This is a genomic window from Ruegeria sp. CH5, from assembly GCF_056537025.1.
On record NZ_JBQFQT010000002.1, the window covers coordinates 18,929 to 43,472 of the forward strand.

Below are 24,544 nucleotides of genomic sequence, written 5' to 3' on the forward strand. Positions count from 1 at the left end.
GGAAATTCTCCTTTCGCCGGGGTTATTCGTAGTAGGTATAGCCGTTGATGCTGTCGCGATAGGCAGTCATCAGGGTTTTGCGTTCATTCGCCTTGAGTGTGCCGGTCGAGATCGCCTCGTCGACCATCTTGCGGAAGGCAGCGATGCAGTCGCTTGGGTCGAACTCGACATAGGACAGGACTTCGCTGATCGTGTCGCCCTCTTGCTCATGCAGCAGGTCGAACCCGCCATCGGCGCGCAGGTCTATGGTGACCACGTTCGTGTCGCCGAACAGGTTGTGCAGGTCGCCAAGGGTTTCCTGGTAGGCGCCGACGAAGAACACGCCCATGTAATAATCGCGATCTTCGGGCAGGGAATGCACCGGCAGGCTGGGCGAGACGCCGTCGGCCAGAATGAACCGGTCGATCTTGCCGTCGCTGTCGCAGGTGATGTCGGACAGTACCGCGCGGCGGTCGGGGGCCTGGTCCAGCATCTGCAGCGGCACGATCGGGTGCAGCTGGTCGATCGCCCAGACATCGGGCAGCGACTGGAACAGCGAAAAGTTGCAGTGATAGATGTCGGCCAGCTTTTCCAACTGGTCGTCCACATCGGTTTCGACATCGTCCGAGGCCGCCAGCGCCTTGATCCGCGCCATCAGCGACAGGTAGATGCGCTCGGCCCGGGCCATCTGGCGCAGGTCCACGTAACCGCGGCGGAACAGGGCGCGCAGCTCGTTGCGGTAGAAGGTGGCGTCGTTCCAGCATTCCTGCAGGCGGTCTTGGCTGAGATAACCGTTCACCGCCGCCAGATCTGACACGAGGTGGTGGTCGCCGGTTTCCACCTCGGGGCCGTTGGGCGCGTCATAGAGCGTGCTTTCCAGCACGTTGAACACCAGCATCGACGAGGTCGCCACCACCGCGCGGCCACTCTCGGTCACCAGCGTGGGGTGGTCCACTTCGGCCTCGTCCATGGCATAGGCCACGGTTTCCACCACATTGGCGCAGTATTCCTCGACCGTGTAGTTGATCGAGTTCTCGGTCGCCTTCTTCTCGCCCGTGTAATCGACGCCCATGCCGCCGCCCAGATCCAGGTGCGTCAGCGGCACGCCCTCGCGGGTCAGTTCGGTGTAATAACGGCAGGCCTCGCCCACGGCGCGGCGTACGTCGTTCACGTCGGGCACCTGGCTGCCCAGATGCGAATGCTGCAGCTTCAGGCAATGCAGCAGGCCGGCATCGCGCAGCTTGTCGACGACCGCGACCAGCTGATCGGTGTTCATGCCGAAGGTCGACCGATCCCCCGAGCTTTCCTGCCATTTGCCGCTGATCTGGTTGGTCAGTTTCACCCGCACGCCCAGCAGTGGTTCGATGCCCAGCCGTTCGTAGACCTCGATGACCGTGTCGGCCTCTTTCGGGCTTTCCAGAACGATGACCGTGTTGAACCCGATCTTGCGGCTGAGGATGGCCAGTTCGATGAATTCCGCGTCCTTGACGCCGTTGCACACGATCAGCGCCTCGGGGGCAAGACGGTGCGCCAGTGCGATTACCAGCTCGGGCTTCGATCCGGCCTCGAGCCCGTAATTGTATTGCTTGCCGAATTCGACGATCCGGTCGACGACCTGCGCCTGCTGGTTCACCTTGATCGGGAATACGCCGCGATAGGACCCCTTGTAGCCAGTACGCGCGATCGCATCGCGGAAGCTTTCGTTGATATGCGCGATCTCGCGTTCCAGATACGAGCTGATGCGCAGGATCATCGGCGCCTTGATCCCGCGCTGATCAAGGTCGTGCAGAATACCGGGCAGGCTGATGGCCGCCGCATCGGGTGCCATGGGATTGCGCAGACTGATCTCGCCGTCCTCCGTCACCTCGATGAGACCCTTGCCCCATTTTTCAACCCCGTAGATGGAATGCGGTGCGACGGGCGTTTGTTTCAATCAAGTCAGTCCTTGCGTTGCAGGCGTGGAAATTTCGCCCGCCAATACGGCAGCCGTTCGATTCTTCCAAGTGTAATCTGTATCGGAGGTTAGCCCAATTCAGATCGCAGGGCGAATGGGAACCAGATGGTTGTCCCAACGGACCCGAGGATGGGGCGATACCGCCGGGTTTGACCCAACCAGATGCCCCACATCGCCATGCCCGGTGGTAAAGACAAAGCCGGATGGCCCGGGGCCCAACCCGCACACGTCGCCGAGCGAATGGGCGCTGTCAAAACGAGCTGCCTCGGCATCAAAGACGTGCAGCGCGTTGCCGCGTGGGCAGGTGATGGCGACCTGACGCCCCTCGGCGGAAAAGGCGACACTGCCTGCATAGCCGGCCAGCGTCGCCTGAATGTCATCCGGCGCGGACAGAAGGTGGTAACGGCCACCCCGCCGATTCAGCCCCAGCAGGGCCGGCTTGTGGGACAGGTCGCCCTGCCACTGCATCGCGAAGGCCAGCAGGCCATCCGCACGAACGGCCAGATGCCGGATCGAGTTTTTGTGCAGCGCCGCGGGCAGCTCGACCTGCTCCAGAACCGATCCGTCGAGGCTGACATAGGTCAGGTTCGGGCGCATGGTCGGCAGGTTCAACTTGCTGCGCCCGGTATCCGGGTGGGTTTCGATGCCGCCGTTGGCGATGGCAAGAGATTTGCCGTCGGGCATCAACACTACGTCATGGGGGCCGACCCCCGCCGAAGAAAACTCGCCCATTCGGGCATAGCCCTCGGCCGCGTCCCAGACGCCGATGACCCCGGTGCCAGCCTCATAGTCGTTTTCGGTGGTGAACAACCGGCGGCCGTCGGGCGAAAATGCGCCGTGGCCATAGAAATGACGCCCGGCCGGCGCCTCGAGCCGGGTCAGCTGGTCCCCGGTCGCGCAATCGATCACAAGCGCAAATCGCCCCGGACGGCGCGCGAATGCAACGGCCCGCGCCAGATGGGGATGGGCGGCGGCGGCATGCCCGCGGCCGGGCAGGGGGACCGAGAACCGAAACTCTCCTGAACCGGTCAGCCCGACCAGGCGGTACGACCCATCGTCGAACAGCGCAGCCGACAGGAAATCGGGCGAACCGACCTCAGCCCAGCCCGGCAGGGGGGCAAGAGTGGCCGCTGCCAAACCGGCCAGGAATCCTCGGCGGCTAGTCATGGGTCAGTCTCCGTCCAGCGAATTGAACCCGGCACTGATGCCGAGGGTCGGGCCCAGCTGTGCGGCGGCCAGGCTGCGGATGTCGTTGATCGACTGCTGCAGCGCCTCGATCCGCAGTCGCCCCTGTGGCTCGGCCACGCCAGCCAGCGCGGGATCGTCCAGCGCCTGCGCCCGGGCGATGCTGCGGGCAAAGGCATCGTCCAGCGCGGCGGCAATCTGCGGGTGGTCGGCCGCCAACCGCGCCGCCAGATCGCGCAGCGCCACCAGCGACAGTTCCACATGCCGCAGCGACCGCAGCGACCGGCGGGCCTCGGCCCGGTTGGGGCGGGGGCGGTCGAAACTGCCCATCGGGCGGCCCAAGCGCGTATCGGCCGTGAATTCGAGCCCAGTGGTCAGGGCCTTGTAGAGCTCCTGCAGGGCTTCGTCGGAGGACCGATAGGGGCTGTCCGGCCCGGGTTGGGTCATGATGCGGGCATAGCCGTGCCAGTCCCGGTCGATGGCCCCGGCCGTGCGATGGATGTCGGCGGCGATGGCGCGGATCAACCCGCAGCGATAGGCCGCATCGCCCTGATCGGCAAAGGCCGGTTCGTACAGCATCCTCTCGAGCGCGAGGAAGCCGCGCCCCGCGATCGAGGTTTCTGCAAAGGCATCGGGGTCGGCAATGGCCGGGTCTTCGGCCGCGATCTTCGCCGACAGCGCCTTGGGCGTGAACCCTTTGCTGTCGGGCCAGAAGGCCAGGGCAAAGGCACGATCTCCGACCTCGGTCGGACCGAACCGCAGGTGGCTTGCGGATATCCAGGCGTCAAAGGCGGCGTGATAGGCCGCGCGCAGATCGGCGGACCCCGGCGCGCAGTCGGCTCGTGCGGCAGCATCCAGCGTGGCGGTCATTTCGACAAGTTGCTCGAAACGCGGCAGGATATGGGCCTGGGTCACGTCGGTCAGGATCGCATCGCGGCTTTGTGCCACCGCGCAGAGCGGGATCAATGCGGAAAGGATCACGGCAATCAGGCGCATGGGTCAGAGACTCTCCAGGAACCGGATCAACGCATCGCGGTCGGGTTTGGGCATGGAAACGACTGCATCGCGCGCGGCCTGGGCCTCGCCGCCGTGCCACAGGACCGCTTCGAGAAGCGAGCGCGCCCGGCCATCATGCAGGAACTGGGTATGCCCCGAGACCCGTTCGGTCAGGCCGATGCCCCACAGTGGCGCGGTACGCCATTCGCGGCCCGTGGCGCGGGCCTCGGGGCGGTTGTCGGCCAGTCCCTCGCCCATGTCGTGCAGCAGCAGGTCCGTGTAGGGCCAGATCAGCTGGAAACTGTGCTCGGGCCGGTCGGGCAGACGGTGGGTGACGAAAGCAGGCGTGTGACAGGACGCGCAGCCAATGGTGAGGAACACCTCTTTCCCGCGCAGAACCTGCGGGTCATCCACATCGCGGCGGGCGGGAACGCCCAGGTTGCGGCTGTAGAAGGCCACCAGATCCATGCCTTGCTGGTCGATCTCGAAGCCGCGTTCGTCGCCGTCACCATGCGGGGCGGCCTGGCAATCGGCCTGCGCAGGGGTGCAGTCGCCAAAAGGCGCGGGGTAGAGCGGGCTGGAAATGCCGATATCGCCGGCGAAGGCCGCGGCCGACTGCTCCATGATCGTCGGCATGCCCGCCTTCAGCCCGAACCGGCCCAGCATGGGTTCGCCGAATTCCGTCGACCACACGATGTTGGGCCGCCCCGAGATCCCGTCCCCATCGGCGTCGTCGGGGTCGGCCTTGGCCAGGATGTCCTCGACCGGGATCGCCTCGAGCAGGCCCAGACCGATCATCTGCGGCGCCACGCGCGGGCTGAGCATCGCGTCGGGGTGCAACGGCCCATAGCCCAGATCGGCCGCCCTGTAGGTGGGCTTGCGCAGCGACACGGTTTCGCCGTCGGACAGAGCCACCGGGATTTCCTCGTAGGTGATGTCCAGCCGGTATTCAGCCTTGTGGCCGGGCAGGGCGAAATCCTGCATCTGGCCGCCATAGGTGGGTTCGGGCAGGGTGGCGAGATACCCTTCGATCCCTTCCGGCGCGTCCGCGGGCGTTCCGGGGATGGAAACGCGCAGGAACATCGAAATGGCGTTGTCTTCGGGTCCGGCCGGGGTGTGGCCACGCCCGTCCTTGATGTGGCAGCGCTGGCACGACCGGGCGTTGAACAGCGGCCCTAGCCCATCCGAGGCCAGAGTCGAGGACGGAGACGACACCCAGACCTTCTTGAACAGCCCGTTGCCGACCTTGAAATCCAGCTCCTGCTCAAAGCTCAGGTTGGCCGAGGGTCGCGAGAACGCATCCGCATCGGTCCGGGCGCGCACCGTCGCGGCGCCTGCCGGCAGGTCCTCATAGCGCTGGGGCTGCGTGAAATCCGACGGCGCTGCGGTGACTGTGGCGATCCGTGCCCGTTCAGCGTCGGTTCGGGGGAGGGGGTTCAAATGACTGTCCCGCAGATCCTGAGACAGGGAAGGGGTGGCCGCAAAAACGGCCACCACGAAGAGGCCCGTCTTATTCGGCCTCGTCCATTTTCGATGCATTGAGTTGCGCATAATTTGCTTCGCCGAGTCTTTCGTACAGATCGAGCTGGGTTTCGAGGAAATCGATATGGCCTTCTTCATCGGCCATCAGTTGTTCGAACAGCGCCATCGACACGAAGTCGCCTGCCTGTTGGCAGTATTCGCGCGCTTCCTTGTACAGGGCCCGGGCGTCGATCTCGGCCGCCAGGTCGCATTCCAGGGTTTCCTTGGGCGTCTGGCCGATGCGCAGCGGGTCGAGCTTTTGCAGGTTGGGGTGGCCGCCGAGGAAGATGATCCGCTCGATCAGCTTGTCCGCGTGCTGCATCTCTTCGATGCTTTCCTCGCGGCTTTTCTTGGCCATGTGGCCCAGGCCCCAGTCCTCCTGCAGGCGGTAATGCAGCCAGTACTGGCTGACCGCCGTCAGTTCATGCCGCAGGGACTTGTTTAAGTATTCGATGACTTTGGGGTCGCCCTTCATCTGCACTCTCCTGTGTATCATCCACGCGCAGGGCGCGGAGTTGCATGGGTACTTCGAGGTTATCGGTTGCGCGCATCGTGTCCAGAAACAGCGGCATACACCCGCCACAATCCGCCGATTTTCCCAAAGCATGGTAAATCTTGCCCGGCGTGATGATGGTTTGAGGATCTGCCGCGCGCATCCAGTCGATTGCCGCGCGGATCTCGTGATCCGTGATGTTGGTGCAGTGGCAGATGATCATGGCGACTCGGCCTTTCGTAATTCCTAGTCAAATAGTAGGGTATTTGCTTCGGGTCCAGACACAGCTTGTCGCAGGGTCGGGCGCAAGCGGTCGCTGCGCCCGGCTGCTTTGGTTCATCAGTGGAAAACGGCGTCGGGGTTGTCGAGGCTGTCGGACCCTTCGAATGCGACATTGCCCAAGCCCAGCACGGACACGATACGTTCGATCGTCTTGGTCTGATCGATCAGACCTTCGACACCGCCCATGATCAGCGTTTCGCCACCGACGTTCCCGCGCTCGAGCATCTGATCGTAGGCTAATCCGGCCTCGGCTGCGGTTTTGATCTGGCCTAGCGCGTACATTGTGTTGGCCAGCTTTGTCTTCATCTCGGTGTCCAAAGCCGGGTCCGAGGCCGCAACCAAATCCGACAGGGACGGACCCGAAACCGGAGTGCCGTCAATCCGGACATACCGACCCAGATAGACGTTCTGAATCCCCAACCCGTCATAGTAGTGGCTGTTGTGCGTGTTGTCCGAGAAACAGTCATGCTCTTCTTCCGGGTCGTTCAGCATCAGTCCAAGGCGCATGCGCTCACCGGCCTGTTCGCCATAGGACAGGGATCCCATGCCCGTCAGAATTGCACTGATGCCCGAGTCGGCGTCGTTGGTCAGGGCCGCCCGCGCGGCACCGTCCTCCAGCCATTGCGCGGCCATCCATTCCAGGTCCGAGACCAGCAGGTCGGTCGCCGCCACCAGATACTGGGCCCGGCGATCGCAGTTGCCGCCGGTGCAGGACTCGTCCTGCGCATAGTCGGTCCACGGACGGTTGCCGGCGCCCTCGCCGTGACCGTTCAGATCCTGGCCCCACAGCAGGAACTCGATGGCGTGATAACCCGTTGCCACATTGGCCTCGATCCCGTCGGCCTCGTGCAGGGTCTCAGACAGCAGCTCGGGCGTGATCTCGGTGGCGTCGACCGGCTGGCCAGACAGCTCAAAGCTGGGCGAGGCAATCACGTTCAGAACCGCAAGCTCGTTTTCGTCCGTCGCGCCGCCATAGGCCGCATCCACATAGTCGATCAGACCCTCGTCCAGAGGCCACGCGTTCACCTTGCCTTCCCATTCGTCGACGATGGGATTGCCGAAGCGATAGACCTCGGTCTGTTGATACGGAACGCGCGCGGCAACCCAGGCCTGGCGTGCGGCGGTCAGGTTTTCAGCAGAAGGCTGGTCAACCAGCGCGGCAACGGCGGCCTGCAACTTGCGGGCAGCACGCAGGCTGTCGTCATATTTTGCTTCGGCAATGTCAGCATAGGTTTCCAGAATGTCGACCTTTGCGGGCGCGTCGCCGGCGGCTGCCGCCGTTGCCATCAGCAAAGCTGCCAGGCTGGTCGTCGAAAATACGCGGGTCATGAAGTTCAGGCCTTCCTGTCGAAATGAATGGGCAAGAGCACCCGGTGCGGGTGCTGAGATGAATATTAACTGAGTGAAATTGTAAGTTATGTCAACCCGAGTCTTTAAGTCGGGAATTAATTGTGAAACACGCCGTTGTTTTGGCCAAATACGGTTTGGCTGGATGGGTTCTCTGGATCTGCCTAGCCATTTCCAGCGGGGTCAGACGGGGTTGCGCGCCGTTGCCTGCGGATGGCGCGCAGATACAATGATGGTGTGATTCTTGAGTTGGTGGTGTTTGCGTGATGAGATCCCTGGCGTTTGCCCTTTGCATGTTTCCCCTTGCGTTGGACGCGCAGCAGGAAAGGGCGCCAAAACCCGCAGCACTGAAGATCGCGTTTTTGGATTCGGGGTACACGCTGTCTCTGTCTGTTCCCGCGTCAGAAATCGTTGGCTTTGAACTTCCCGCTTCGAGCGCAGAGGAAAAGGCGAAGGTCGCGGTCGCCATTTCGGACCTGTCACAGCCCATGACCCTGTTCGCGGTCACGGCCGAGGCGGGTTGTGCCACGGCCACGGCGAACGTGGCGCTGGTCGGCGGCGAAGCCGGTTCGGCCTTGGGGTCTGACGATCACCGGCCCGAATTTCAGGCCGAATACACGATCAGGTGCAGCAACCTTCAGGCGCTTGGTGAAATGAGATTTGATTACTTCGACCGGTTTTCGCAGGCTGAACGTGTGGACGTGCGGGTTCAGTCCCCCGGTGGTAGTCACGCCGTCGCGGTCACACGAGAGACCCCGTTGGTTGATCTCTCCGAGTTGATGTGACCGGGGTTTCTTTCATTCCTTGTGGTGAAAGATGAAGCCGATGAAGTTCAGCAACAGCTGCGCGGCAAGGATCTGCGTGCTTTCAGTCGGGTCATAGGCCGGTGCAACTTCTACAAGGTCGATGCCGGCGACCTGCCCTTTCCGGGCAAGGCCCTGCAGGATTTCCAGAACGTCGTAGTACAAAAAACCGCCGTGGCTTGGTGTTCCGGTGCCCGGTGCAATGGATGGGCAAAACGCGTCAATGTCGATGGTCACGTAGTATCGGACGCCCGAGGGGATGCGGTCCAATACCCCCTGGGTCCCCAGGTTGCGGACCTGCCGTACCGACAAGATGTCGGAGCCGCGCGCGCGTGCATCCTCGTAACCTTCTTTCGCGGTCGATGAGACATTGCGGATGCCCAGTTGGGTCATACCCGAGACATAGTCCTTCTCGATCGCCCGCCGCATCGGGCTTCCATGGCCCGCCGTAACGCCATGTCGCTCGTCCACGAAATCCAGATGCGCGTCGATCTGGACCACGTGAATGGGACCATTTCGGGCGCAGTCCTGACCAAAGGCGTTGATGCATGGAATGTTGATGGAATGGTCACCACCGATCGTCACGGGCAGAGCGCCGGCCTCAAGGATCTTGCGTACCCCGTATTCGATATTCGCGTGGCTGGCTTCGGTCTTGGTGTGGATGATATCGGCATCCCCCAGATCGACGATGCGCACCTCTTCGCCCAAGTAGGTGGCATCGTCCTCGTGATCATAAGCACCTGCATGACCAAAGCTGAACAGAGTCGATGCCTCGCGCACCGCACGCGGGCCGAACCGGGCTCCGGACCGGTATTGGCAGCCGAAGTCGAACGGGGCGCCCAGGATGGCGACATCGGCATCGATCTGGTCCCAGTCCTGCACATATGGCTTCTTGCCGAATGTGGCGATGCCGACGAACGGCAGATTCAGGCGGCCGGATTCATATCCATGTTTTGACATTGGGGGCTCCGTTGCTTTGAACCGGCCGCGGGTCTGGCGGGTTGCTTGCACGTTGGCGTCTATCACCCGATCAATCAAGGCCGCTCTGCCCCAGCGGTGCATCAGGTTGCGAAGCTGGGTAAACCCCACAATCCCGGTGATTTTTCTGCAAATCTGTACTAAGAATGCAAGTATCGCTCGTATTGCCTGCGCAAATTGAGGGGTGGAGCCAGCATTGAATGGCGCCACGCGTCGGGCGGTCTGCCGTTTGTCCGGCGGGGGAGACTGCAAAATACAAATGCTGATTTCAGGAAAGTGACCACGAAATACGAAACCATTGCGCCACTGACTTTTTGGGGGAGGAACTGGCCGTGACCACACAGACGATTTCCAATTCAAAACCGATTGAAGCCACATCTGCCGATTGGGAGAAGATATTCGCCGTTCTGCCCGGCGAAAAGGTGCGGCAGAGCGCCGAGCGGCTCAGGCAGCATTTCGATCTGTTCGAAGTTCTTGAGGACACGGTTCTGCCGCCGCGCGGGATGTATGTGGTTTTGGACGGCATCGTGAAGCTGCGCCAGAACGACGTTGATCTGGCGACCGCCGATACCGGGGACTATTTCTACGAGGAGCATCTGGAGATCCGCGACATACCGGTCAGCCTGCAGGCCGTGGCCTTGCCCGGCACTCGGCTGGCCTTTCTGGCCAGTAACGAGTGGCTGGATATCCCCGCGGAAATTCGACGCGAATGCTACGCCACGCTGTTCGGCGATTTGGTCAGTGTGCATCTTCAGAATTTCCAGCAACCCATCAACTGCTGCAGCGTGACCGCGGCCGCGCTGAGCATGTCGGCGCTGGGCTTCAGCTGCGAGGTGAACGACATCTTCCGCGTCTGCGAACTGCCCACCAGCTTTGTCGTCAATGACGGCATCTCGCTGGGTGAACTGTTCGACGTGGCGTGCACCTATATCCATTCGCAGGGTCTGCGCGACCTGGTGCAGGTCCAGGCCTATTTCATGGACGAGGCCACGACCTCGGTGCCGCTGCTGCTTGAGGCGATTGACGAATCCAATCGACTGGGCGGAGACAACGACATTCTGGTGGCGAATTTTCAGGTTGGGGTCGCGCATGGCAAGCCCACCATGCCCGGCGGCCATTTCGCGGTGATCGCCAAGTGCAACCCCAGCACCGGGTTGGTGCACATGATGGACGTGCATCCCGAAAAATACGGCAAGCTGTGGGTCACCACGATCGACCGCCTGTACGCTGCCATGTCCGACCGCGACGGCACTTCGATGCGGGCGCGCGGCCTGCTGCGGTTCTCTGCACGCGAAGCGGTACAGACCACGCTGCAGACCTTCCGGCAGGACTGCAACTATGTGGACAGCACCAGGTATCTGGCCCGCGATCCCAAGAAGCGCCGCAACCTGTTCCGGCGGGCCAGCCCGAACATGAACAGCCTGGGCGTTCTGGCCGAAAGCCTGCAGATCTTGGGCGATGTCCAGGTCACCGAAGACAAGCTGCTTATTGCGACCCAGACCTCGTACACCGAGGCGCTGAGCCGGGTATCGACCGCCAAGAAGATGAGCGAGATGGCCCAGCGGTATCTGGCTGGAACGTCCGAGGTGCATATCGGCAGCACGTTCCGCAGTTATGCCGAACGATCCGGGAAGGACAAAAGGTCGCCGCAAGACTGGTTCCGGGATCAGCTGCGCAGCCTGAACGAACATGAGGGGCGCCACCTGATGATCAACATCGACTTCAACCGCGTGTTGGGGTTCGAGGTGATCCGGCCGCCCGAAAACGTGTTCCGCGAGACGGCGCTGCTGGAAGAGTTCTGGTGCTTGTGCGTGGCCTATGACGAAAAGGCCGATCTTGTAACGGTCGTAGATATGAGCCCGGCGACTTCGCAGGTTTGGCAGGCGCCGCGCGGGCATATCTTTCGCGGGCTGCGCGACCTGAAAAGCCCGGCCATGCTGGTGATCGAAGAGACCCAGCCCCCGGAAGACCCCAGCGACGTGGCTCGGATCGTCCGGGAAAACCCGCTGGTTCTGTTCTACGAGGATGAGGACCCGTGGTCGAACATGCTGAAGAACATTCTGGCCAATATCGGCGCGACCGGTCTGAAATTGGTCGATGTCGCCGGACACGGGGCCAACGCCATGAAAATGCGCCGGCAACTGGTGGCGGAAAGCGGCAAGGAAAAGGTGCCTTATCTCTTCTTCCATGGGAAATGCCTGGGCAAGCGCAGCGATATCGTTGACATGATCCTGGAAGGCGGCCTGCAGGAAGACATGAAGAAAGCCGGTCTGCCTGTCTTGCTGCGCCACGAGTCGCCGAGCCTCGACAAGAACATCTTCGGGTATCCCAAGGGCGGGTTGACAGCCCCGCCAAACGGGCGCCGGAACGTTCTGCTATGCGCCTGCGGCTCGTCGGCTGCGGACAAGGTGCCTCAGTTGGTCGCCCGGATCACCGAGGCAGGTCACAATGTGAAACTGATACCTTCGGTTTCGGCCGAAAAGTTCTTTCGCGATATCGGGACCGACAAGGCCAGCGAGGCCCGCAAGGCAAAAAAGACCGGGAAGAAAAGCAAGACAGTCGACGACTACATCACCCACAATGACTACTACCGCGACGATGACGAGTGGAACTTTCGCTATACCGAGTTCGGAATGCCCTTGCGCGCCTCGCATCTTGCGCTGTGCGACTGGGCCGATTGCGTCATTGTCGCGCCGGTCACCTGCAACACGATGGGCAAGATCGCCAACGGCATTGCCGACAACCTGCTGACCTCGGTTTTTGTGGCCTGGCAGTACCGCAACAAGCCGGCGATCCTTTGCCCAGCTTGCAACACCAACATGTGGAACAATGTCACCACCCAGAACAATGTCGAAAAGCTGCGCGATCTGGGGATTGATCTTGTGGGTCCCCGCAAGGGGCGCTTGTCGAACGGGATGATGGGCGTCGGCATGATGGCCACTCCCGACCAGATCATGGAGGTGCTGGAAGAAGCCTTCGAAGAGCTGGAAAACCACGAACACAATATCTGCAAATGGGCGCAGGATGCTGCGGCCTCGGATGACTTCGCCCAATGGGAGCCGGTGTTTCAGGCCATAGATGATGGGGTCGCCGGTATCGACATTGTCGATGACCATAATGGCGACACGCTGCTGCACTATGCGGCGGGCGGCGAGGGCGAGCTGACCGAGAACGGGCAAGATCTGGGAAAACCGGACATCGAGGCGGCCAAAGCCCTCATCGCAAGGGGTATCAACGTGAACGCGGTCAATGACCACGGATTTACCAGCCTGCATGTCGCCGCGATGAACAACTCGGCCGAGATGGTAGAAACACTGCTGGCGGCGGAGAGCATCGATGCAAGCCCTCTGATCCACTTCCTTCAGGATCCGGTGCGGTCCAGGGGCGTCAGGGTGTCGGACGAGATCCGCGCGATGTTGGACGAATGGGCCAACACGCACGCCCTTTCAGAACCGGAAGCGGTGGAAGACGAAGACGACCTGATCGATGAACGCGAAAAGACCTATCTGTATTTCACCTACGGATCGCTCAAGAAAGGATTCCCCAACCACGACGCTCATGCGGACGTTCTGGATGATTTCGTTGGACAGGCGGTCACTCGGCAGCCCATGCCCCTGATCGTTCCGAAAGAGCCGTTTTGCGACAACCCGAACTGTGCCTATCTGCACCGCATGGCCACACTGGTGGATCGCAAGGGCACTGGGCGTCCGATCAAGGGCGAGGTCTACCGGGTCACCTCGGGCGGGCTGAAGGAGTTGGACAAGCTCGAGGGCTTTCACGGACCGGGCGCGGCCGACAACGTCTATGTGCGCAAGCGGATCAACGTTCTGATGGATGGGGTGAAAAAACCGGCCTATGTCTACGTCATCGCCAATCCGGAAAAATATCTTGCCGAACTGGAAAGTGGTGCGTCCGAGTTGGTCGACGAATACTCGATCGACATGGCCACCGGGACGCTCAAGCCCGGGTATGAGGCGGCCGCTAGCCGTCCTGATGCGTGATGGCCTCGGGGGCATCCCTTGACGGAGGTGACTTGAGGCTGAGGTTGTAGGCGGTGATCGCGATCATGCAGCTCAGGACAAATGGCCAGAACGCGGCCTTTGGAATCAGGTTGTCACGGTAGTGGATCAAGCGCAGCGACGGCGCGGACTCGGAGACGAACAGATAGGTGTTCACCGACACCACAAGCAGCATGAAATACATCAGGAAAAAGAACGACTCCATGTAGATCACCGGTGACCCAGCAAAACCCTCGCGCAATTGCACATGCGCCAGCAGGATCACGAAGAACAGGACCGAGCAGGTGCCGATCACGCTTGAGGTGCTGAAATCGTGCCGTTCGACCAGGTTTGGCTTCCGCGTCACCGTCATTACGGCGCCGAACAGAAGCATCGTGACCACGATCAATGGGATCATGTGCACCACGAAGGCGTTCGCAAAATTGCGTTTTATGACAAAGTTGTAGTGCAGCTCGGGCAGTCTGGTCTGAAACTCGTTCTGGTTGATGCCCAGCGTCGTGTCCAAATCAGACAGCTTGTAGTCAAAATAGGTATTTTCGCGTTCCCAGGTGCCCATGACGATGCGGTTGTCGATCCCGAAGATGTCCTTTGGCCCAGTCGCGGGATAGGCGTCGAAGTCGGGAACCAAGGCGACGTTCACGTCAAACCGGCCCGGCCAGAACCGCACCCAGACGGTTTTGTGGTCGAAAGGATAGCTGGTGTAGTCGAAGGACTGGCGCAGGGTCTGCTCAAAGTACCAGCCGATCACTTCACCACCGGGTTCTGGCATCCGGTAGGCTTCTTCGATAAGGCCGCTCCCGACATCCACGGACTCGGGCAGAAGGAACCCGGCCTGACCGGGTTCGGGTTTGATCGCGTCATGGACGCCGGTTTGATAGTGTTGCCAGACATAGCCCGTGACGTGGATATCGCTTGCATCGACGAAACTGAAGGATTTGAGGAATATTCCCGTCCTGACCCGATAATCCGGCGCGTTCTCCAGCGACTCCAGGTAGGAATCGACCGAGGCTTGATCCGGCAATTGGGTCGGGTCCTGCTCGAAATGGTTCAGCGATGCCCAAAGGTAGAACAATACGGCCGTCAGTATCAGCGACACGAGGCCTGACAGACCCCAGACCTTTTTCTCGACCGTCATTACGCGCCCTGTTTCTTCCTGTTGTTCCATCGTCATGCGGTTCATGCCGTCGGTTGACCGGCCATCCCGGCCACCGGAAAATCCAGATGCCCCATCAGCGACCGCACCACGCCCAGATCATCGAACTGTGATCGAAGTTCTGGAAACTCGGCGTGGTCAGACAGGGCGAGGCCCTGTTGCCCGGCCGCAGCAAGAAGACGGGTGTGACGGATGGACAGATCGGCCATCGGCAGTGGTTCCGAGGCGGTGAACTCAGACAAGGCGTCGGCAAAGCGGATCGCGCGGTCCCAATTCTGGCGGGCCAGCATCACGGCGCAGGCGTCTGCGTAGAAATGCAGGTGGCTATGCCCAACGCAGCCTTCGCCCAGTATCCGGACGCCCTGATCCAACAGATCATCCTGGGCATCTGGATCGTCCAGAGCCAAGGCCAATGCCGACAGCGCTTTGGGGCCGACAAAGTTGCGGCCATGTTCCAACGCGATTTCCACGGCGCGCCGCCCCACCTGTTCAGCCTCGTGCCTTTGCCCGGCATAAACCTGCGCCCGCGCCAAGTGTTCCAGCGCCTGAGCCTCGAGTCGCTTGGCACCGACACGTTGGGCGATATCGGCGGATTGGATGAAGGCCTGCAGCGCACCGTCCAAGTCATCCTGAAAGGTGCATGCGACGCCCAGGCAGGTCTGCGCGACACATTCCGGCACGAAGGCAAAGTATTTCTGCGAGATTTCGATGGCTTCCTGCGCATCGGCCCGGCCCTGCGCCACGTCACCTGAGTAACTGCGGGCAACACTGAGATTGTGAAGGTTGGCGGCCAGGTCCCGGACCAGTCCTTTGTCCCGCGCTCTTTCGACGGCCTGAGTGTAGAACCCTGCGGCGGTGCGCATTGCGGCATTCATGAAATTTGCATCGCCAAAGCCGCTGAGCGCGCCGACCTCCAGCCGGACGGATTCCAGCTTGCGCGCCAGCGTCAGCGCTTTTTCGTTGCTTTGCAGAGCATCCGAGACCCGTCCCAGCGGGAAATAGATGTTTCCGCGGACATAGCTGATCTGGGCCAGATCCCGTTCCGATCCAATGCGGTCAGCGGCGGCCTCGGCGATGTCGAGGCTGTGCAGCGCATCCTGGTACAGGCTGGCCTGGCGCGCGGCCTGTGCCAGACCGATATGAACGCGGCAGCTCTGCGCGTCAGTCTCGGCCAGGGCGGCGGCTTCGTTGAACTCGCTCAGGGCCTCGTCCGACAGGCCCTGAAGACGGTGGGTTTCCGCGCGGGCACACATCAGGTCAAACCGGATACCCGGCGGCGCCGAAAGCTCGAGCGCGCGTTCGATCAGCGGGCTGGCCTCGTCAAACTGGAAGGCCTGGATCAGGTTTTCAGCGGCCTCCAGATAGGCTTCGGCTGCGTTGGAGGCGTCGGCACGGTCCAGGTGTTGGGCGCGCAAGGTGGCGTCCTTGCCTTCGTACCAGCTTGCTGCCTGCCGGTGCAGCCGGGCGCGCTCGGACTTGACCAACGTGGCGTAGGATCCGTCGCGGATCAGAGCATGCGCAAACATCAGATCTGCCCCGGCCTCGCGGATCAGGGCCGAGCGGATCAGGTCGGACGTGTCCAGATGGCCTTCACCCAGCAGATAATTCAGAACTTCGGGCGAGAACCGCTGCCCCAGAACCGATGCTGCCTGAATCGCCGTTCTGCTACGACGATCCAACCCGTCCAGACGGGATTGCACGATGCCTTGGATGCTGCCGGGGACAGTGTCGCGGGTCAGGCCGTCGATATTACGCAGCAGTTGCTCGAGAAACAGCGGATTGCCTCCGGCGCGTTGCACGCAGGTTTCCAACAGCTCTGGGTCGATGGCGGTGAATTCCTCGACCAGTTTCCGCGCCTGTTCGTCACCCATAGGCGACAGCTCAAGCTTGGACACCAGCGCACCATCCGTTCCCATCTGCCATTCCCGATCGATCGGGTCGCCTTCGACCCGGCTGGTCATCATCAGAACGCAAGGCAGGTCCCGCGTCGCGGCAGCCATGTAAGAGCACATGGTCAGAATGTCCGGTGGCGCCCAATGGATGTCCTCGACCTGGAGCAGAAGGGGGGCCTCGCGGCTGCGGGCCTGCAGCAGTTCGTCGATGACCTGTCGCCGACCCCGCATGCGTGCGGCGTTGTCCATCGCGGCATAGACTTCGGCCAGCCCGGGATCCTGTTCAAGTTCGAGCAAAGCACTCAGATGGGCTGAACTGGCGGGGTTGATCCACCCCCGGTCGATCGCGTCATGAGCGGCCGCGGTGCTGGCATCGGAGTCGTCGGTCGGGTCGAGGCCCAGAAGGCTGCGGGCGATGGACTGGATGGCCGAATGCCCTTCGCGTGTGCCGAAATCCATCACCACGCCCCCGTGGATCGAATAGGACCGGTTTGCGGCCAGCTCGGCCACCTGTTCCGAAAAGTGGGTCTTGCCGATACCGGGTTCGCCAAGAATGATGTGAACCTCACCCTTTCCGTGGCGCTGGCACCGGTCGAATGTCGCCGAGAACAACGACATCTCGCGTTCCCGCCCGATGAATTTGTGGCGCCGCGTGCGAATGTTCCGGGCCAGACGGTCCAGACGCCAGATTCCGACCTCCTTGTTAAGGCCCTTGATTGCCTTGGTGCCGATCGCCTCGCCCACGAACAGTGGGCCAAGCGCGCGCTGGATGTCGTCCGACACCAGCGTTTGACCCGGCGCAGAAATGTCGGTCAGGCGGGACGCAAGATTCACGCCGTCCCCGGTCACGGTGTATTCGGTATGGGCCTCGCTTCCGGTGGTGCTGGCGATGACCTGCCCCGAGGCGATGCCGATATGGCACGACAGGGGCGGGTCAAGTGTGGGCAGCGCGGCGTGAATCTCCAGCGCGGCTCGGGCCGCCCGTTCGGTGTCATTGGTGTGCGAGATCGGCGCCCCGAACACCGCCATGACGGCGTCTCCGATATGCTTGTCGATCCGGCCTCCAAATTTCTCGACGGCGCGGTCGACCTTGCCGAAGAATGCATTCAGCAGCGCGTGCATGTCTTCGGCGTCGTGTTCGCTGGACAATTTGGTAAAGCCGGTCAGGTCCGCGAACAGAACCGTGACCTGACGTTTTGCCGGTTCCAGTTCAACCTCGGGTTCAAACGCGCCGACGGTTTCCGGGACGTCCAGCTCGGATATCGCGCGCAGCAACCGGCGACGGTCGCCGACGGCAGTCACTCCGATCTCGCGCAAATCCTCGCCCGTAAGTTCCGGAAGAATTGCAAAGTCGATTTTGTTTTCCGCGAACGCTTGGGTGTAATCGGACAACCCAAGGGCGCTCAGCCATTCCCGTAGGTCGCCAGACATTGGTGCCCTCAGAAGTATCCACCCGCAGGCAGCCTAGTACAGACCACCGGGTCGAGTCTGCATTTTTTATAGTAATATTCGATTATGACTGCGCAATCCGCCGTTTCCGGTATTTCGGATCAGCTTTGTGCCGCGCCTTTCCAGAGTTGGATTTCAGGAAGGATTCGTTTGCTCAATCCATGAGCGAATCTGATCAAGATCAAGTCAGAGTTGACTCGTATCCGCTATCCACGCAGCATGAACGGAGTACCACAAATGTTTCTAGAACAGGTGGGCGGCACATGTCTGCGGTAGCCAGCAGGCGCGCGTTCCTGACGGGACGCCTGCCTCGCGAAGACGACAGCGTGAAGCGGCCGCCAGGAGCGGCGCGCGAAAACTTCCATGATCTCTGCACTCGATGCGGCGACTGTGTCTCGGTTTGTCCCGAGGATGTTCTGGCGATGGACGACGCGGGCTTGCCGGTGTTTCAGCCGCAACAGGGTGGCTGCACCTTTTGCGGAGACTGCGCCGATGCGTGCAAGACCGACGCATTGAGCCTGGACCGGTTCGCCGAGTGGCCGTGGCGCGCGAAAGTGTCCGACACCTGCCTTTCGGCAAACGGTGTCAGTTGCCGGGTGTGCCAGGACAGCTGCGATCAAGGGGCCATCCGATTCCGCCTGAAAACCGGAGGCCGCGCCGAAGTGAACCTGGACCTGGCATCATGTGTCGGTTGCGGGGCCTGCTCGGCCGCATGCCCGACCGGTGCCGTTTCCCTTGAAAGATACCAGCCCGCCACAGTGGAGGTGCGTGAATGAATATCTGTGGATGCCTCGTGCATGTCGCGCCGGACCAAGCCTCGGCGGCACGGTCGGCGATGACCGCGTTCGATGGGGTCGAAGTCCATGCCGAATCCGACGACAGCCGGTTCGTTGTCGTTGTCGAGGACACGCCGACACGGCTGGCGTCCGAGATCATCATGGACCTGCATCAGATCCCCGGGGTCGTCTCGCTGACCCTGACCTATCACCATTTCGAAGATCTCGCGGAGACCCGTCCGCGTCCTGAAACTCCCAGCCAAGATTCCAGCCGGAGGCCCTTGTCATGACCATTTCCGAATCTCGCCGTACGTTTCTGAAAGCAACCGCCGCCGCCGCGACAGCATCTGCGGCCGGTATCCCGCTGGCGACGGGCCAAGCTGCCGCCCAAGTCGCCAATGCCGACATCCGATGGGACAAGGCACCTTGCCGATTCTGCGGCACGGGCTGCTCGGTTCTGGTCGGCACCAAGGACGACCGCGTGGTTGCAACGCAAGGCGACCCGGACGCTCCGGTGAACCGGGGGCTGAACTGCATCAAGGGCTATTTCCTGTCCAAGATCATGTACGGCAAGGACCGTCTGACCACCCCGCTGCTGCGCAAATCGAACGGCGTCTATGACAAGAACGGTGACTTCGAACCCGTCAGCTGGGACGAAGCCTTCGACGTGATGGCCGAGAAGTGGAAAGAGGCGCTGGCCAAGAAAGGCCCGACCAGCGTGGGCATGTTCGGCTCGGGACAGTGGACCGTGTGGGAGGGCTATGCCGCGGCCAAGTTGATGAAGGCCGGGTTCCGCACGAACAACATCGACCCGAACGCGCGGCACTGCATGGCCTCGGCCGTGGTGGGCTTCATGCGGACCTTCGGCATTGATGAGCCGATGGGCTGCTATGACGACCTCGAGCATGCCGACACCTTCGTGCTGTGGGGCTCGAACATGGCCGAGATGCACCCGATCCTGTGGTCGCGCTTGACCGATACGCGCCTGACCAAGCCGGGCGCGCAGGTGCATGTGCTGTCGACCTTCGAGCACCGCTCGTTCGAACTGGCCGACAACGGCATCATCTTCAAGCCGCAGACCGATCTGGCCATCCTGAACTACATCGCAAACCACATCATCCAGACCGGCGCGGTGAACGAGGAGTTCGTCAAGAACCACGTCAACATCACCAAGACCGCTACCGACATCGGTTACGGCCTACGCGAGACCAACCCGCTGCAACAGGCCGCGGCGAACCCTGACTCGGGCAAGCTGGAGCCGATCTCGTTCGAGGAATACGCCGCCTCGGTTGCCGACTACACGCTGGAGTACGTGTCTGAGCTGTCGGGCGTACCGGCGAACCAGCTTGAGCAACTGGCTAAGGAATATGCAGACCCGAACCGCAAGGTCATGAGCCTGTGGACCATGGGCTTCAACCAGCACACCCGCGGGTCCTGGGTGAACTCGTTGATGTACAACGTGCACCTACTGGTGGGCAAAATCTCCGAGCCGGGCAACTCGCCGTTCTCGCTGACCGGTCAGCCCTCGGCCTGTGGCACCGCGCGCGAGGTTGGCACTTTTGCCCACCGGCTGCCCGCCGACATGGTGGTGACCAATGATGAACACCGCAAGATCACCGAGACCAAGTGGAACATTCCCGAAGGCACCATTCCGCCCAAGCCAGGCTACCACGCGGTTCTGCAGAACCGCAAGCTGAAGGATGGTGACCTGAACGTCTATTGGGTGCAGTGCAACAACAACATGCAGGCCGCCCCCAATATCAACGAGGAAGGCTATCCCGGCTATCGCAACCCCGAAAACTTCATCGTCGTATCAGATCCGTACCCAACGGTGACTGCCGTTGCGGCCGACCTGATCCTGCCGACCGCCATGTGGGTCGAGAAAGAAGGGGCCTATGGCAACGCCGAACGCCGCACCCAGTTCTGGCGCCAGCAGGTCAAGGCCCCGGGCGAGGCCAAGTCGGACCTGTGGCAGCTGATGGAGTTCTCGAAACGCTTCACCGTCGAGGAGGTCTGGGACGAAGAGTTGCTGGCCAAGATGCCCGAGCATCGCGGCAAGACCCTGTTCGACGTACTGTATGCCAACGGCAAGATCGACCAGTATCCGCTGTCGGAAACCGCCGAAGGCTTCCACAACGACGAATCCGAGCATTTCGGCTTCTACGTCCAAAAGGGCCTGTTCGAGGAATATGCCAGCTTTGGCCGCGGCCACGGGCACGATCTGGCACCGTTCGAAACCTATCACCAGGCCCGCGGTTTGCGCTGGCCGGTCGTGGACGGGAAAGAGACGCTCTATCGCTTCCGCGAGGGCTACGATTCCTATGTGCCTGAGGGTGCTGGCGTCAAATTCTATGGCCACAAGGACGGAAAGGCCAAGATCATCTTCGCGCCCTACGAACCGGCAGCAGAGGAGCCGGACGAAGAGTTCGATCTTTGGCTGTGCACCGGCCGGGTGCTGGAGCACTGGCATTCCGGGTCGATGACCCGCCGCGTGCCCGAGCTGCACCGCGCCTTCCCCGCCGCCGTGGTGTTCATGCACCCCGAGGACGCCAAGGAACGCGGCGTGCGCCGCGGGCAGGAGATCGTGCTGTCCACCCGCCGCGGCGAGGTGATCAGCCGTGTCGAGACCCGTGGCCGCAACAAGGTGCCGCGTGGCCTCGTGTTCATGCCGTGGTTCGACGAGGGCCAACTGACCAACAAGCTGACGCTGGATGCGACATGTCCGCTGTCGAAAGAGACGGACTTCAAGAAATGCGCCTGCAAGGTCGAGCGGGCGTAAGGGCAGGGATCGCAAAGGTCGCGTGTAATGTCTCTGGTCGGCAAACCTCTTTCGCCGCAACGGCGCCGGTTCCTGCAGGACTCGGCGCGCGCGGCGGGTGGCTGTCTGGTCGCCGGGTCGGTGCTGGCCTATCTGGCCCGCGACGCCCGCGCCCTGCCGGCCGAGGCCTTGCGACCGCCGGGGGCATTGCCCGAAGATGGCTTTCTGGGGGCCTGCATCCGCTGCGGGCTGTGCGTCCGCGGTTGCCCCTATGACACGCTGAAGCTGGCCGAGTTGGGCGTCGATGCGGTGGCGACCGGTACGCCGTATTTCATCGCCCGCGACGTGCCCTGCGAGATGTGCGAAGACATCCCCTGTGTTGCGGCCTGCCCGACTGGGGCGCTGGACAAGGGGTTGCAGGATATCGACGGCGCCAAGATGGGTGTTGCGGTTCTGGTCGATCAGGAGAACTGCCTGAACTTCCTGGGGCTGCGCTGCGACGTGTGCTATCGCGTGTGCCCCGTGATCGACGAGGCGATCACGCTGGAACTGTCGCACAACGACCGGTCCGGCCACCACGCGATCTTTGCGCCGACGGTTCATGCCGACCGCTGCACCGGCTGTGGCGTCTGCGAGAAAAGCTGCGTTCTGCCCGAGGCGGCGATCAAGGTTTTGCCCGCACGGCTGGCGCGCGGCAGTTCGGCCGAGCATTACCGCAAGGGATGGGAAGAAAAGGCTGAAAAGGGCGGGCCGCTGGTCGAAGGCATCATCGACCTGCCCGATCGCCTGCCCGGACCGGGCGCGGACAACCTTGCCGCGCCGGGCGGGTACGAACCGGGCTACAACCTTCCGGGGGCAGGCCAATGACGGCGCGGACACATATGCCCGTCGGGCACGAGGCCCGCGAGGTCAAGGGATGGGTCGGCGCCCATCGGTTCCTGCTGCTGCGGCGGTTCAGTCAAGTGTTCTTTCTGGCGCTGTTCCTGTTGGGACCGTGGTTCGGCATCTGGATCGTCAAGGGCACGCTGGCCGGATCGTTGACGCTGGACGTGCTGCCGCTAACCGATCCGTTCATCCTGCTGCAGGGGCTGGTGGCCGGCCACTGGCCGGAAATGACCGCGCTGATCGGCGGGCTGATCGTTCTGGTGGCCTATGCGCTGATCGGAGGGCGGGTCTATTGCTCGTGGGTGTGCCCGATCAACCCGGTCACGGATGCCGCGCATTGGCTGCACCGCCGGCTGGACCTGCCCAAAGGCTGGCAGCCCAAACGCAGCACCCGATTGTGGATATTGGCGACCGTTTTGATCGTGTCCGCCCTGACCGGCGTGATTGCATGGGAACTGGTGAACCCCATCACCATGCTGCACCGCGGGCTGGTCTTTGGTATGGGTTTTGTTTGGGCGATGGTCGTGGCGATCTTTGTCTTTGACCTGTTCGTGGCCCGGCATGGCTGGTGTGGCCATATCTGCCCGGTCGGGGCCTTCTATGGCCTGATCGGCACCAAAAGCCTGCTGAGGGTCAGCGCCACCAACCGCGCCGCCTGTGACGACTGCATGGATTGCTATGCGGTCTGCCCGGAAAACCAGGTGATCTCGCCCGCACTGAAGGGCAAGCCGGGATCCAGCCCGCTGATCCTGTCACCCGGCTGCACAACATGCGGCCGCTGCATCGACGTGTGCTCGGTCGATGTCTTCAAGCTTACCCACCGGTTCGATGACGCCGTCGTCGCGCCACCCGATCCAGCCGCCGCGCCAGAACCGCGCGCCGCCAGACCTGCTTAAGGGAGTGCCAAGATGAAAAAATCAATAGCGACAGGCGCAATAGCCCTGATCCCTGTTCTTCTTGTGACCGGGCTTGCCTTTGCGCAATCCGCGTCCGTGACCACGTTGCGAGGCGTGGATATCGATGATCCGGCCATCCTAGATGATGTGCACCGCAACATCGAAGGGCGAATGCAGCGCAACTATCGCCAGCAGCCGCCGCTGATCCCGCACAAGATCGACCAGTACCAGATCGACATCCGCACCAATCAGTGCCTGTCCTGCCACGACTGGACCAAGGCCGGTGAGCGCAACGCGCCGACCCTGTCGATGACCCACTATCTGGATCGCGAAGGCAACGAGCTCGATCAGATCGCGGGCACCCGGTATTTCTGCAACCAGTGCCATGTGCCGCAGGCGGATGCGCCGGCCCTGGTCGACAACCTGTTCCAGCCCTCGGCCGGAAACTGATCCAGCTTTGGACTGAAAGGAGCACCGAATATGGCAGACTCTCCTGAAAAGCGCGGCTTGATCGGCCGCATCTGGGCGTGGATCTGGACTCCGGCCGCCGCGTTCAGCGCAGGCTTTCTGGTTCTGGCGGGCTTTCTTGCCGGCATCCTGTTCTGGGGTGGGTTCCACTGGACCCTTGAGATGACGAATACCGAAGAATTCTGCGTCTCGTGCCACACGATGGAAACCAACCTTGGCGAATACCGGGAGACGATCCACTACAACAACCACTCGGGCGTACGGGCCATCTGTTCCGATTGCCACGTGCCCAAGGAATGGAGCTTCAAGATCGAAGCCAAGATCATGGCGGTGAAAGACGTCTATCACGAGCTGGTCGGCACCATCAGCACGCCCGAGAAATACGAGGATCACCGCCTGCAGATGGCCTCGGCCGTGTGGAAAAAGATGAAGGCCTCGGACAGCCGCGAATGCCGAAACTGTCACAATTTCGAATACATGGACTTCACCATTCAGGAGACGCGCGCCGCCAACGAACACCAGCGTGCGATCGACGAGAACATGACCTGCATCGACTGCCACCAGGGCATCGCGCACAGCCTGCCGCCGGGCTATCTGGAGGAGTATCAGAAAGTGGTCGCCTCGCTGGATCCGGTGACCGGCACCGAAATTGCGCAGAGTACCGGCGCGGCCGAGATCCGATCATTCCTGAACAGCACATCCGACTAGGA

General features: G+C 61.9%; 19 protein-coding genes. 9 read left to right on the forward strand and 10 right to left on the reverse strand.

All coding sequences use genetic code 11. The features are described from left to right. Positions 1 to 22: 22 nt before the first annotated feature. From speA to ACR0JC_RS07495, 7 genes are all read right to left on the reverse strand, one after another. Positions 23 to 1,912 carry a biosynthetic arginine decarboxylase gene (gene speA, locus ACR0JC_RS07465; protein WP_170340141.1) on the reverse strand — a complete coding sequence of 630 codons (1,890 nt, stop codon included), beginning with the start codon at positions 1,910 to 1,912 and terminating at the stop codon, positions 23 to 25. A 99-nt stretch (positions 1,913 to 2,011) separates the two neighbouring features. Then, complete coding sequence (locus tag ACR0JC_RS07470; protein ID WP_170340143.1) at positions 2,012 to 3,100, reverse strand: DUF1513 domain-containing protein; 1,089 nt, start codon at positions 3,098 to 3,100, stop codon at positions 2,012 to 2,014. 3 nt (positions 3,101 to 3,103) lie between these two features. Then, positions 3,104 to 4,114, reverse strand: a complete 1,011-nt coding sequence (locus ACR0JC_RS07475; protein WP_170340146.1) for an imelysin family protein — start codon at positions 4,112 to 4,114, stop codon at positions 3,104 to 3,106. 3 nt (positions 4,115 to 4,117) lie between these two features. Further along, entirely contained in the window at positions 4,118 to 5,653 is a 1,536-nt protein-coding gene (locus ACR0JC_RS07480) for a di-heme oxidoreductase family protein (RefSeq protein WP_174822068.1), read from the reverse strand. Beyond that, positions 5,625 to 6,110 carry a bacterioferritin gene (gene bfr, locus ACR0JC_RS07485; RefSeq protein ID WP_149776400.1) on the reverse strand — a complete coding sequence of 162 codons (486 nt, stop codon included), beginning with the start codon at positions 6,108 to 6,110 and terminating at the stop codon, positions 5,625 to 5,627. Before bfr ends, ACR0JC_RS07480 begins: the two co-directional genes overlap by 29 nt. After that, the gene (locus tag ACR0JC_RS07490) at positions 6,058 to 6,351 is read right to left on the reverse strand and encodes a (2Fe-2S)-binding protein (protein ID WP_170340150.1); all 294 of its coding nucleotides are present in this window, start codon (positions 6,349 to 6,351) and stop codon (positions 6,058 to 6,060) included. The genes bfr and ACR0JC_RS07490 overlap by 53 nt, the downstream gene beginning before the upstream one ends. A 116-nt stretch (positions 6,352 to 6,467) precedes the next feature. Then, positions 6,468 to 7,739 carry an imelysin family protein gene (locus ACR0JC_RS07495; RefSeq protein ID WP_170340152.1) on the reverse strand — a complete coding sequence of 424 codons (1,272 nt, stop codon included), beginning with the start codon at positions 7,737 to 7,739 and terminating at the stop codon, positions 6,468 to 6,470. A gap of 311 nt (positions 7,740 to 8,050) precedes the next feature. On the opposite strand from ACR0JC_RS07495, the gene ACR0JC_RS07500 reads away from it, so the two are divergent. Beyond that, entirely contained in the window at positions 8,051 to 8,542 is a 492-nt protein-coding gene (locus tag ACR0JC_RS07500) for a ZrgA family zinc uptake protein (protein WP_170340153.1), read from the forward strand. 12 nt (positions 8,543 to 8,554) lie between these two features. On the opposite strand, the gene speB is transcribed toward ACR0JC_RS07500, so the two are convergent. After that, positions 8,555 to 9,520: an agmatinase gene (gene speB, locus ACR0JC_RS07505; protein WP_170340155.1), complete on the reverse strand. Its 966-nt coding sequence runs from the start codon at positions 9,518 to 9,520 to the stop codon at positions 8,555 to 8,557. 350 nt (positions 9,521 to 9,870) lie between these two features. Between speB and ACR0JC_RS07510 the strand changes: the two genes are divergently transcribed. Then, positions 9,871 to 13,539, forward strand: coding sequence for a flavoprotein (locus ACR0JC_RS07510; RefSeq protein WP_480763660.1), 3,669 nt, complete (start codon positions 9,871 to 9,873; stop codon positions 13,537 to 13,539). On the opposite strand, the gene ACR0JC_RS07515 is transcribed toward ACR0JC_RS07510, so the two are convergent. Continuing rightward, a complete protein-coding gene (locus ACR0JC_RS07515; RefSeq protein ID WP_254430744.1) occupies positions 13,520 to 14,737 on the reverse strand; it encodes a hypothetical protein in 1,218 nt (405 codons plus the stop codon). The two genes, ACR0JC_RS07510 and ACR0JC_RS07515, sit on opposite strands and share 20 nt — an antisense overlap. After that, on the reverse strand, positions 14,734 to 18,033 hold the full coding sequence (locus tag ACR0JC_RS07520; RefSeq protein WP_170340159.1) for an adenylate/guanylate cyclase domain-containing protein: 3,300 nt from the start codon (positions 18,031 to 18,033) through the stop codon (positions 14,734 to 14,736). The genes ACR0JC_RS07515 and ACR0JC_RS07520 overlap by 4 nt, the downstream gene beginning before the upstream one ends. A 281-nt stretch (positions 18,034 to 18,314) precedes the next feature. Between ACR0JC_RS07520 and napF the strand changes: the two genes are divergently transcribed. Genes napF through ACR0JC_RS07555 form a run of 7 tightly spaced genes read left to right on the forward strand, consistent with a single transcriptional unit; the run spans position 18,315 to position 24,542 of the window. Continuing rightward, positions 18,315 to 18,827 carry a ferredoxin-type protein NapF gene (napF, locus tag ACR0JC_RS07525; RefSeq protein WP_170340161.1) on the forward strand — a complete coding sequence of 171 codons (513 nt, stop codon included), beginning with the start codon at positions 18,315 to 18,317 and terminating at the stop codon, positions 18,825 to 18,827. Continuing rightward, on the forward strand, positions 18,824 to 19,117 hold the full coding sequence (locus ACR0JC_RS07530; protein ID WP_170340163.1) for a chaperone NapD: 294 nt from the start codon (positions 18,824 to 18,826) through the stop codon (positions 19,115 to 19,117). The genes napF and ACR0JC_RS07530 overlap by 4 nt, the downstream gene beginning before the upstream one ends. Continuing rightward, complete coding sequence (napA, locus tag ACR0JC_RS07535; protein WP_170340165.1) at positions 19,114 to 21,606, forward strand: nitrate reductase catalytic subunit NapA; 2,493 nt, start codon at positions 19,114 to 19,116, stop codon at positions 21,604 to 21,606. The genes ACR0JC_RS07530 and napA overlap by 4 nt, the downstream gene beginning before the upstream one ends. Before the next feature lie 27 nt (positions 21,607 to 21,633). After that, the gene (napG, locus tag ACR0JC_RS07540) at positions 21,634 to 22,452 is read left to right on the forward strand and encodes a ferredoxin-type protein NapG (protein ID WP_170340167.1); all 819 of its coding nucleotides are present in this window, start codon (positions 21,634 to 21,636) and stop codon (positions 22,450 to 22,452) included. Then, positions 22,449 to 23,366 carry a quinol dehydrogenase ferredoxin subunit NapH gene (gene napH / locus ACR0JC_RS07545; RefSeq protein ID WP_170340169.1) on the forward strand — a complete coding sequence of 306 codons (918 nt, stop codon included), beginning with the start codon at positions 22,449 to 22,451 and terminating at the stop codon, positions 23,364 to 23,366. Before napG ends, napH begins: the two co-directional genes overlap by 4 nt. 12 nt (positions 23,367 to 23,378) lie before the next feature. Further along, positions 23,379 to 23,816: a nitrate reductase cytochrome c-type subunit gene (locus ACR0JC_RS07550; protein WP_170339556.1), complete on the forward strand. Its 438-nt coding sequence runs from the start codon at positions 23,379 to 23,381 to the stop codon at positions 23,814 to 23,816. A 30-nt stretch (positions 23,817 to 23,846) separates the two neighbouring features. Further along, on the forward strand, positions 23,847 to 24,542 hold the full coding sequence (locus ACR0JC_RS07555; protein WP_093964455.1) for a NapC/NirT family cytochrome c: 696 nt from the start codon (positions 23,847 to 23,849) through the stop codon (positions 24,540 to 24,542). The last annotated feature ends 2 nt before the right edge of the window (positions 24,543 to 24,544 follow it).

Bases quoted from the DNA above. Each gene is read 5' to 3' on its own strand.
- ACR0JC_RS07470 (WP_170340143.1), bottom strand. From the start codon at position 3,100: ATGACTAGCCGCCGAGGATTCCTGGCCGGTTTGGCAGCGGCCACTCTT.
- ACR0JC_RS07475 (WP_170340146.1), bottom strand. From the start codon at position 4,114: ATGCGCCTGATTGCCGTGATCCTTTCCGCATTGATCCCGCTCTGCGCG.
- ACR0JC_RS07480 (WP_174822068.1), bottom strand. From the start codon at position 5,653: ATGCATCGAAAATGGACGAGGCCGAATAAGACGGGCCTCTTCGTGGTG.
- bfr (WP_149776400.1), bottom strand. From the start codon at position 6,110: ATGAAGGGCGACCCCAAAGTCATCGAATACTTAAACAAGTCCCTGCGG.
- ACR0JC_RS07490 (WP_170340150.1), bottom strand. From the start codon at position 6,351: ATGATCATCTGCCACTGCACCAACATCACGGATCACGAGATCCGCGCG.
- ACR0JC_RS07495 (WP_170340152.1), bottom strand. From the start codon at position 7,739: ATGACCCGCGTATTTTCGACGACCAGCCTGGCAGCTTTGCTGATGGCA.
- ACR0JC_RS07500 (WP_170340153.1), top strand. From the start codon at position 8,051: ATGTTTCCCCTTGCGTTGGACGCGCAGCAGGAAAGGGCGCCAAAACCC.
- speB (WP_170340155.1), bottom strand. From the start codon at position 9,520: ATGTCAAAACATGGATATGAATCCGGCCGCCTGAATCTGCCGTTCGTC.
- ACR0JC_RS07515 (WP_254430744.1), bottom strand. From the start codon at position 14,737: ATGAACCGCATGACGATGGAACAACAGGAAGAAACAGGGCGCGTAATG.
- ACR0JC_RS07520 (WP_170340159.1), bottom strand. From the start codon at position 18,033: ATGTCTGGCGACCTACGGGAATGGCTGAGCGCCCTTGGGTTGTCCGAT.
- napF (WP_170340161.1), top strand. From the start codon at position 18,315: ATGTCTGCGGTAGCCAGCAGGCGCGCGTTCCTGACGGGACGCCTGCCT.
- ACR0JC_RS07530 (WP_170340163.1), top strand. From the start codon at position 18,824: ATGAATATCTGTGGATGCCTCGTGCATGTCGCGCCGGACCAAGCCTCG.
- napA (WP_170340165.1), top strand. From the start codon at position 19,114: ATGACCATTTCCGAATCTCGCCGTACGTTTCTGAAAGCAACCGCCGCC.
- napG (WP_170340167.1), top strand. From the start codon at position 21,634: ATGTCTCTGGTCGGCAAACCTCTTTCGCCGCAACGGCGCCGGTTCCTG.
- napH (WP_170340169.1), top strand. From the start codon at position 22,449: ATGACGGCGCGGACACATATGCCCGTCGGGCACGAGGCCCGCGAGGTC.
- ACR0JC_RS07550 (WP_170339556.1), top strand. From the start codon at position 23,379: ATGAAAAAATCAATAGCGACAGGCGCAATAGCCCTGATCCCTGTTCTT.
- ACR0JC_RS07555 (WP_093964455.1), top strand. From the start codon at position 23,847: ATGGCAGACTCTCCTGAAAAGCGCGGCTTGATCGGCCGCATCTGGGCG.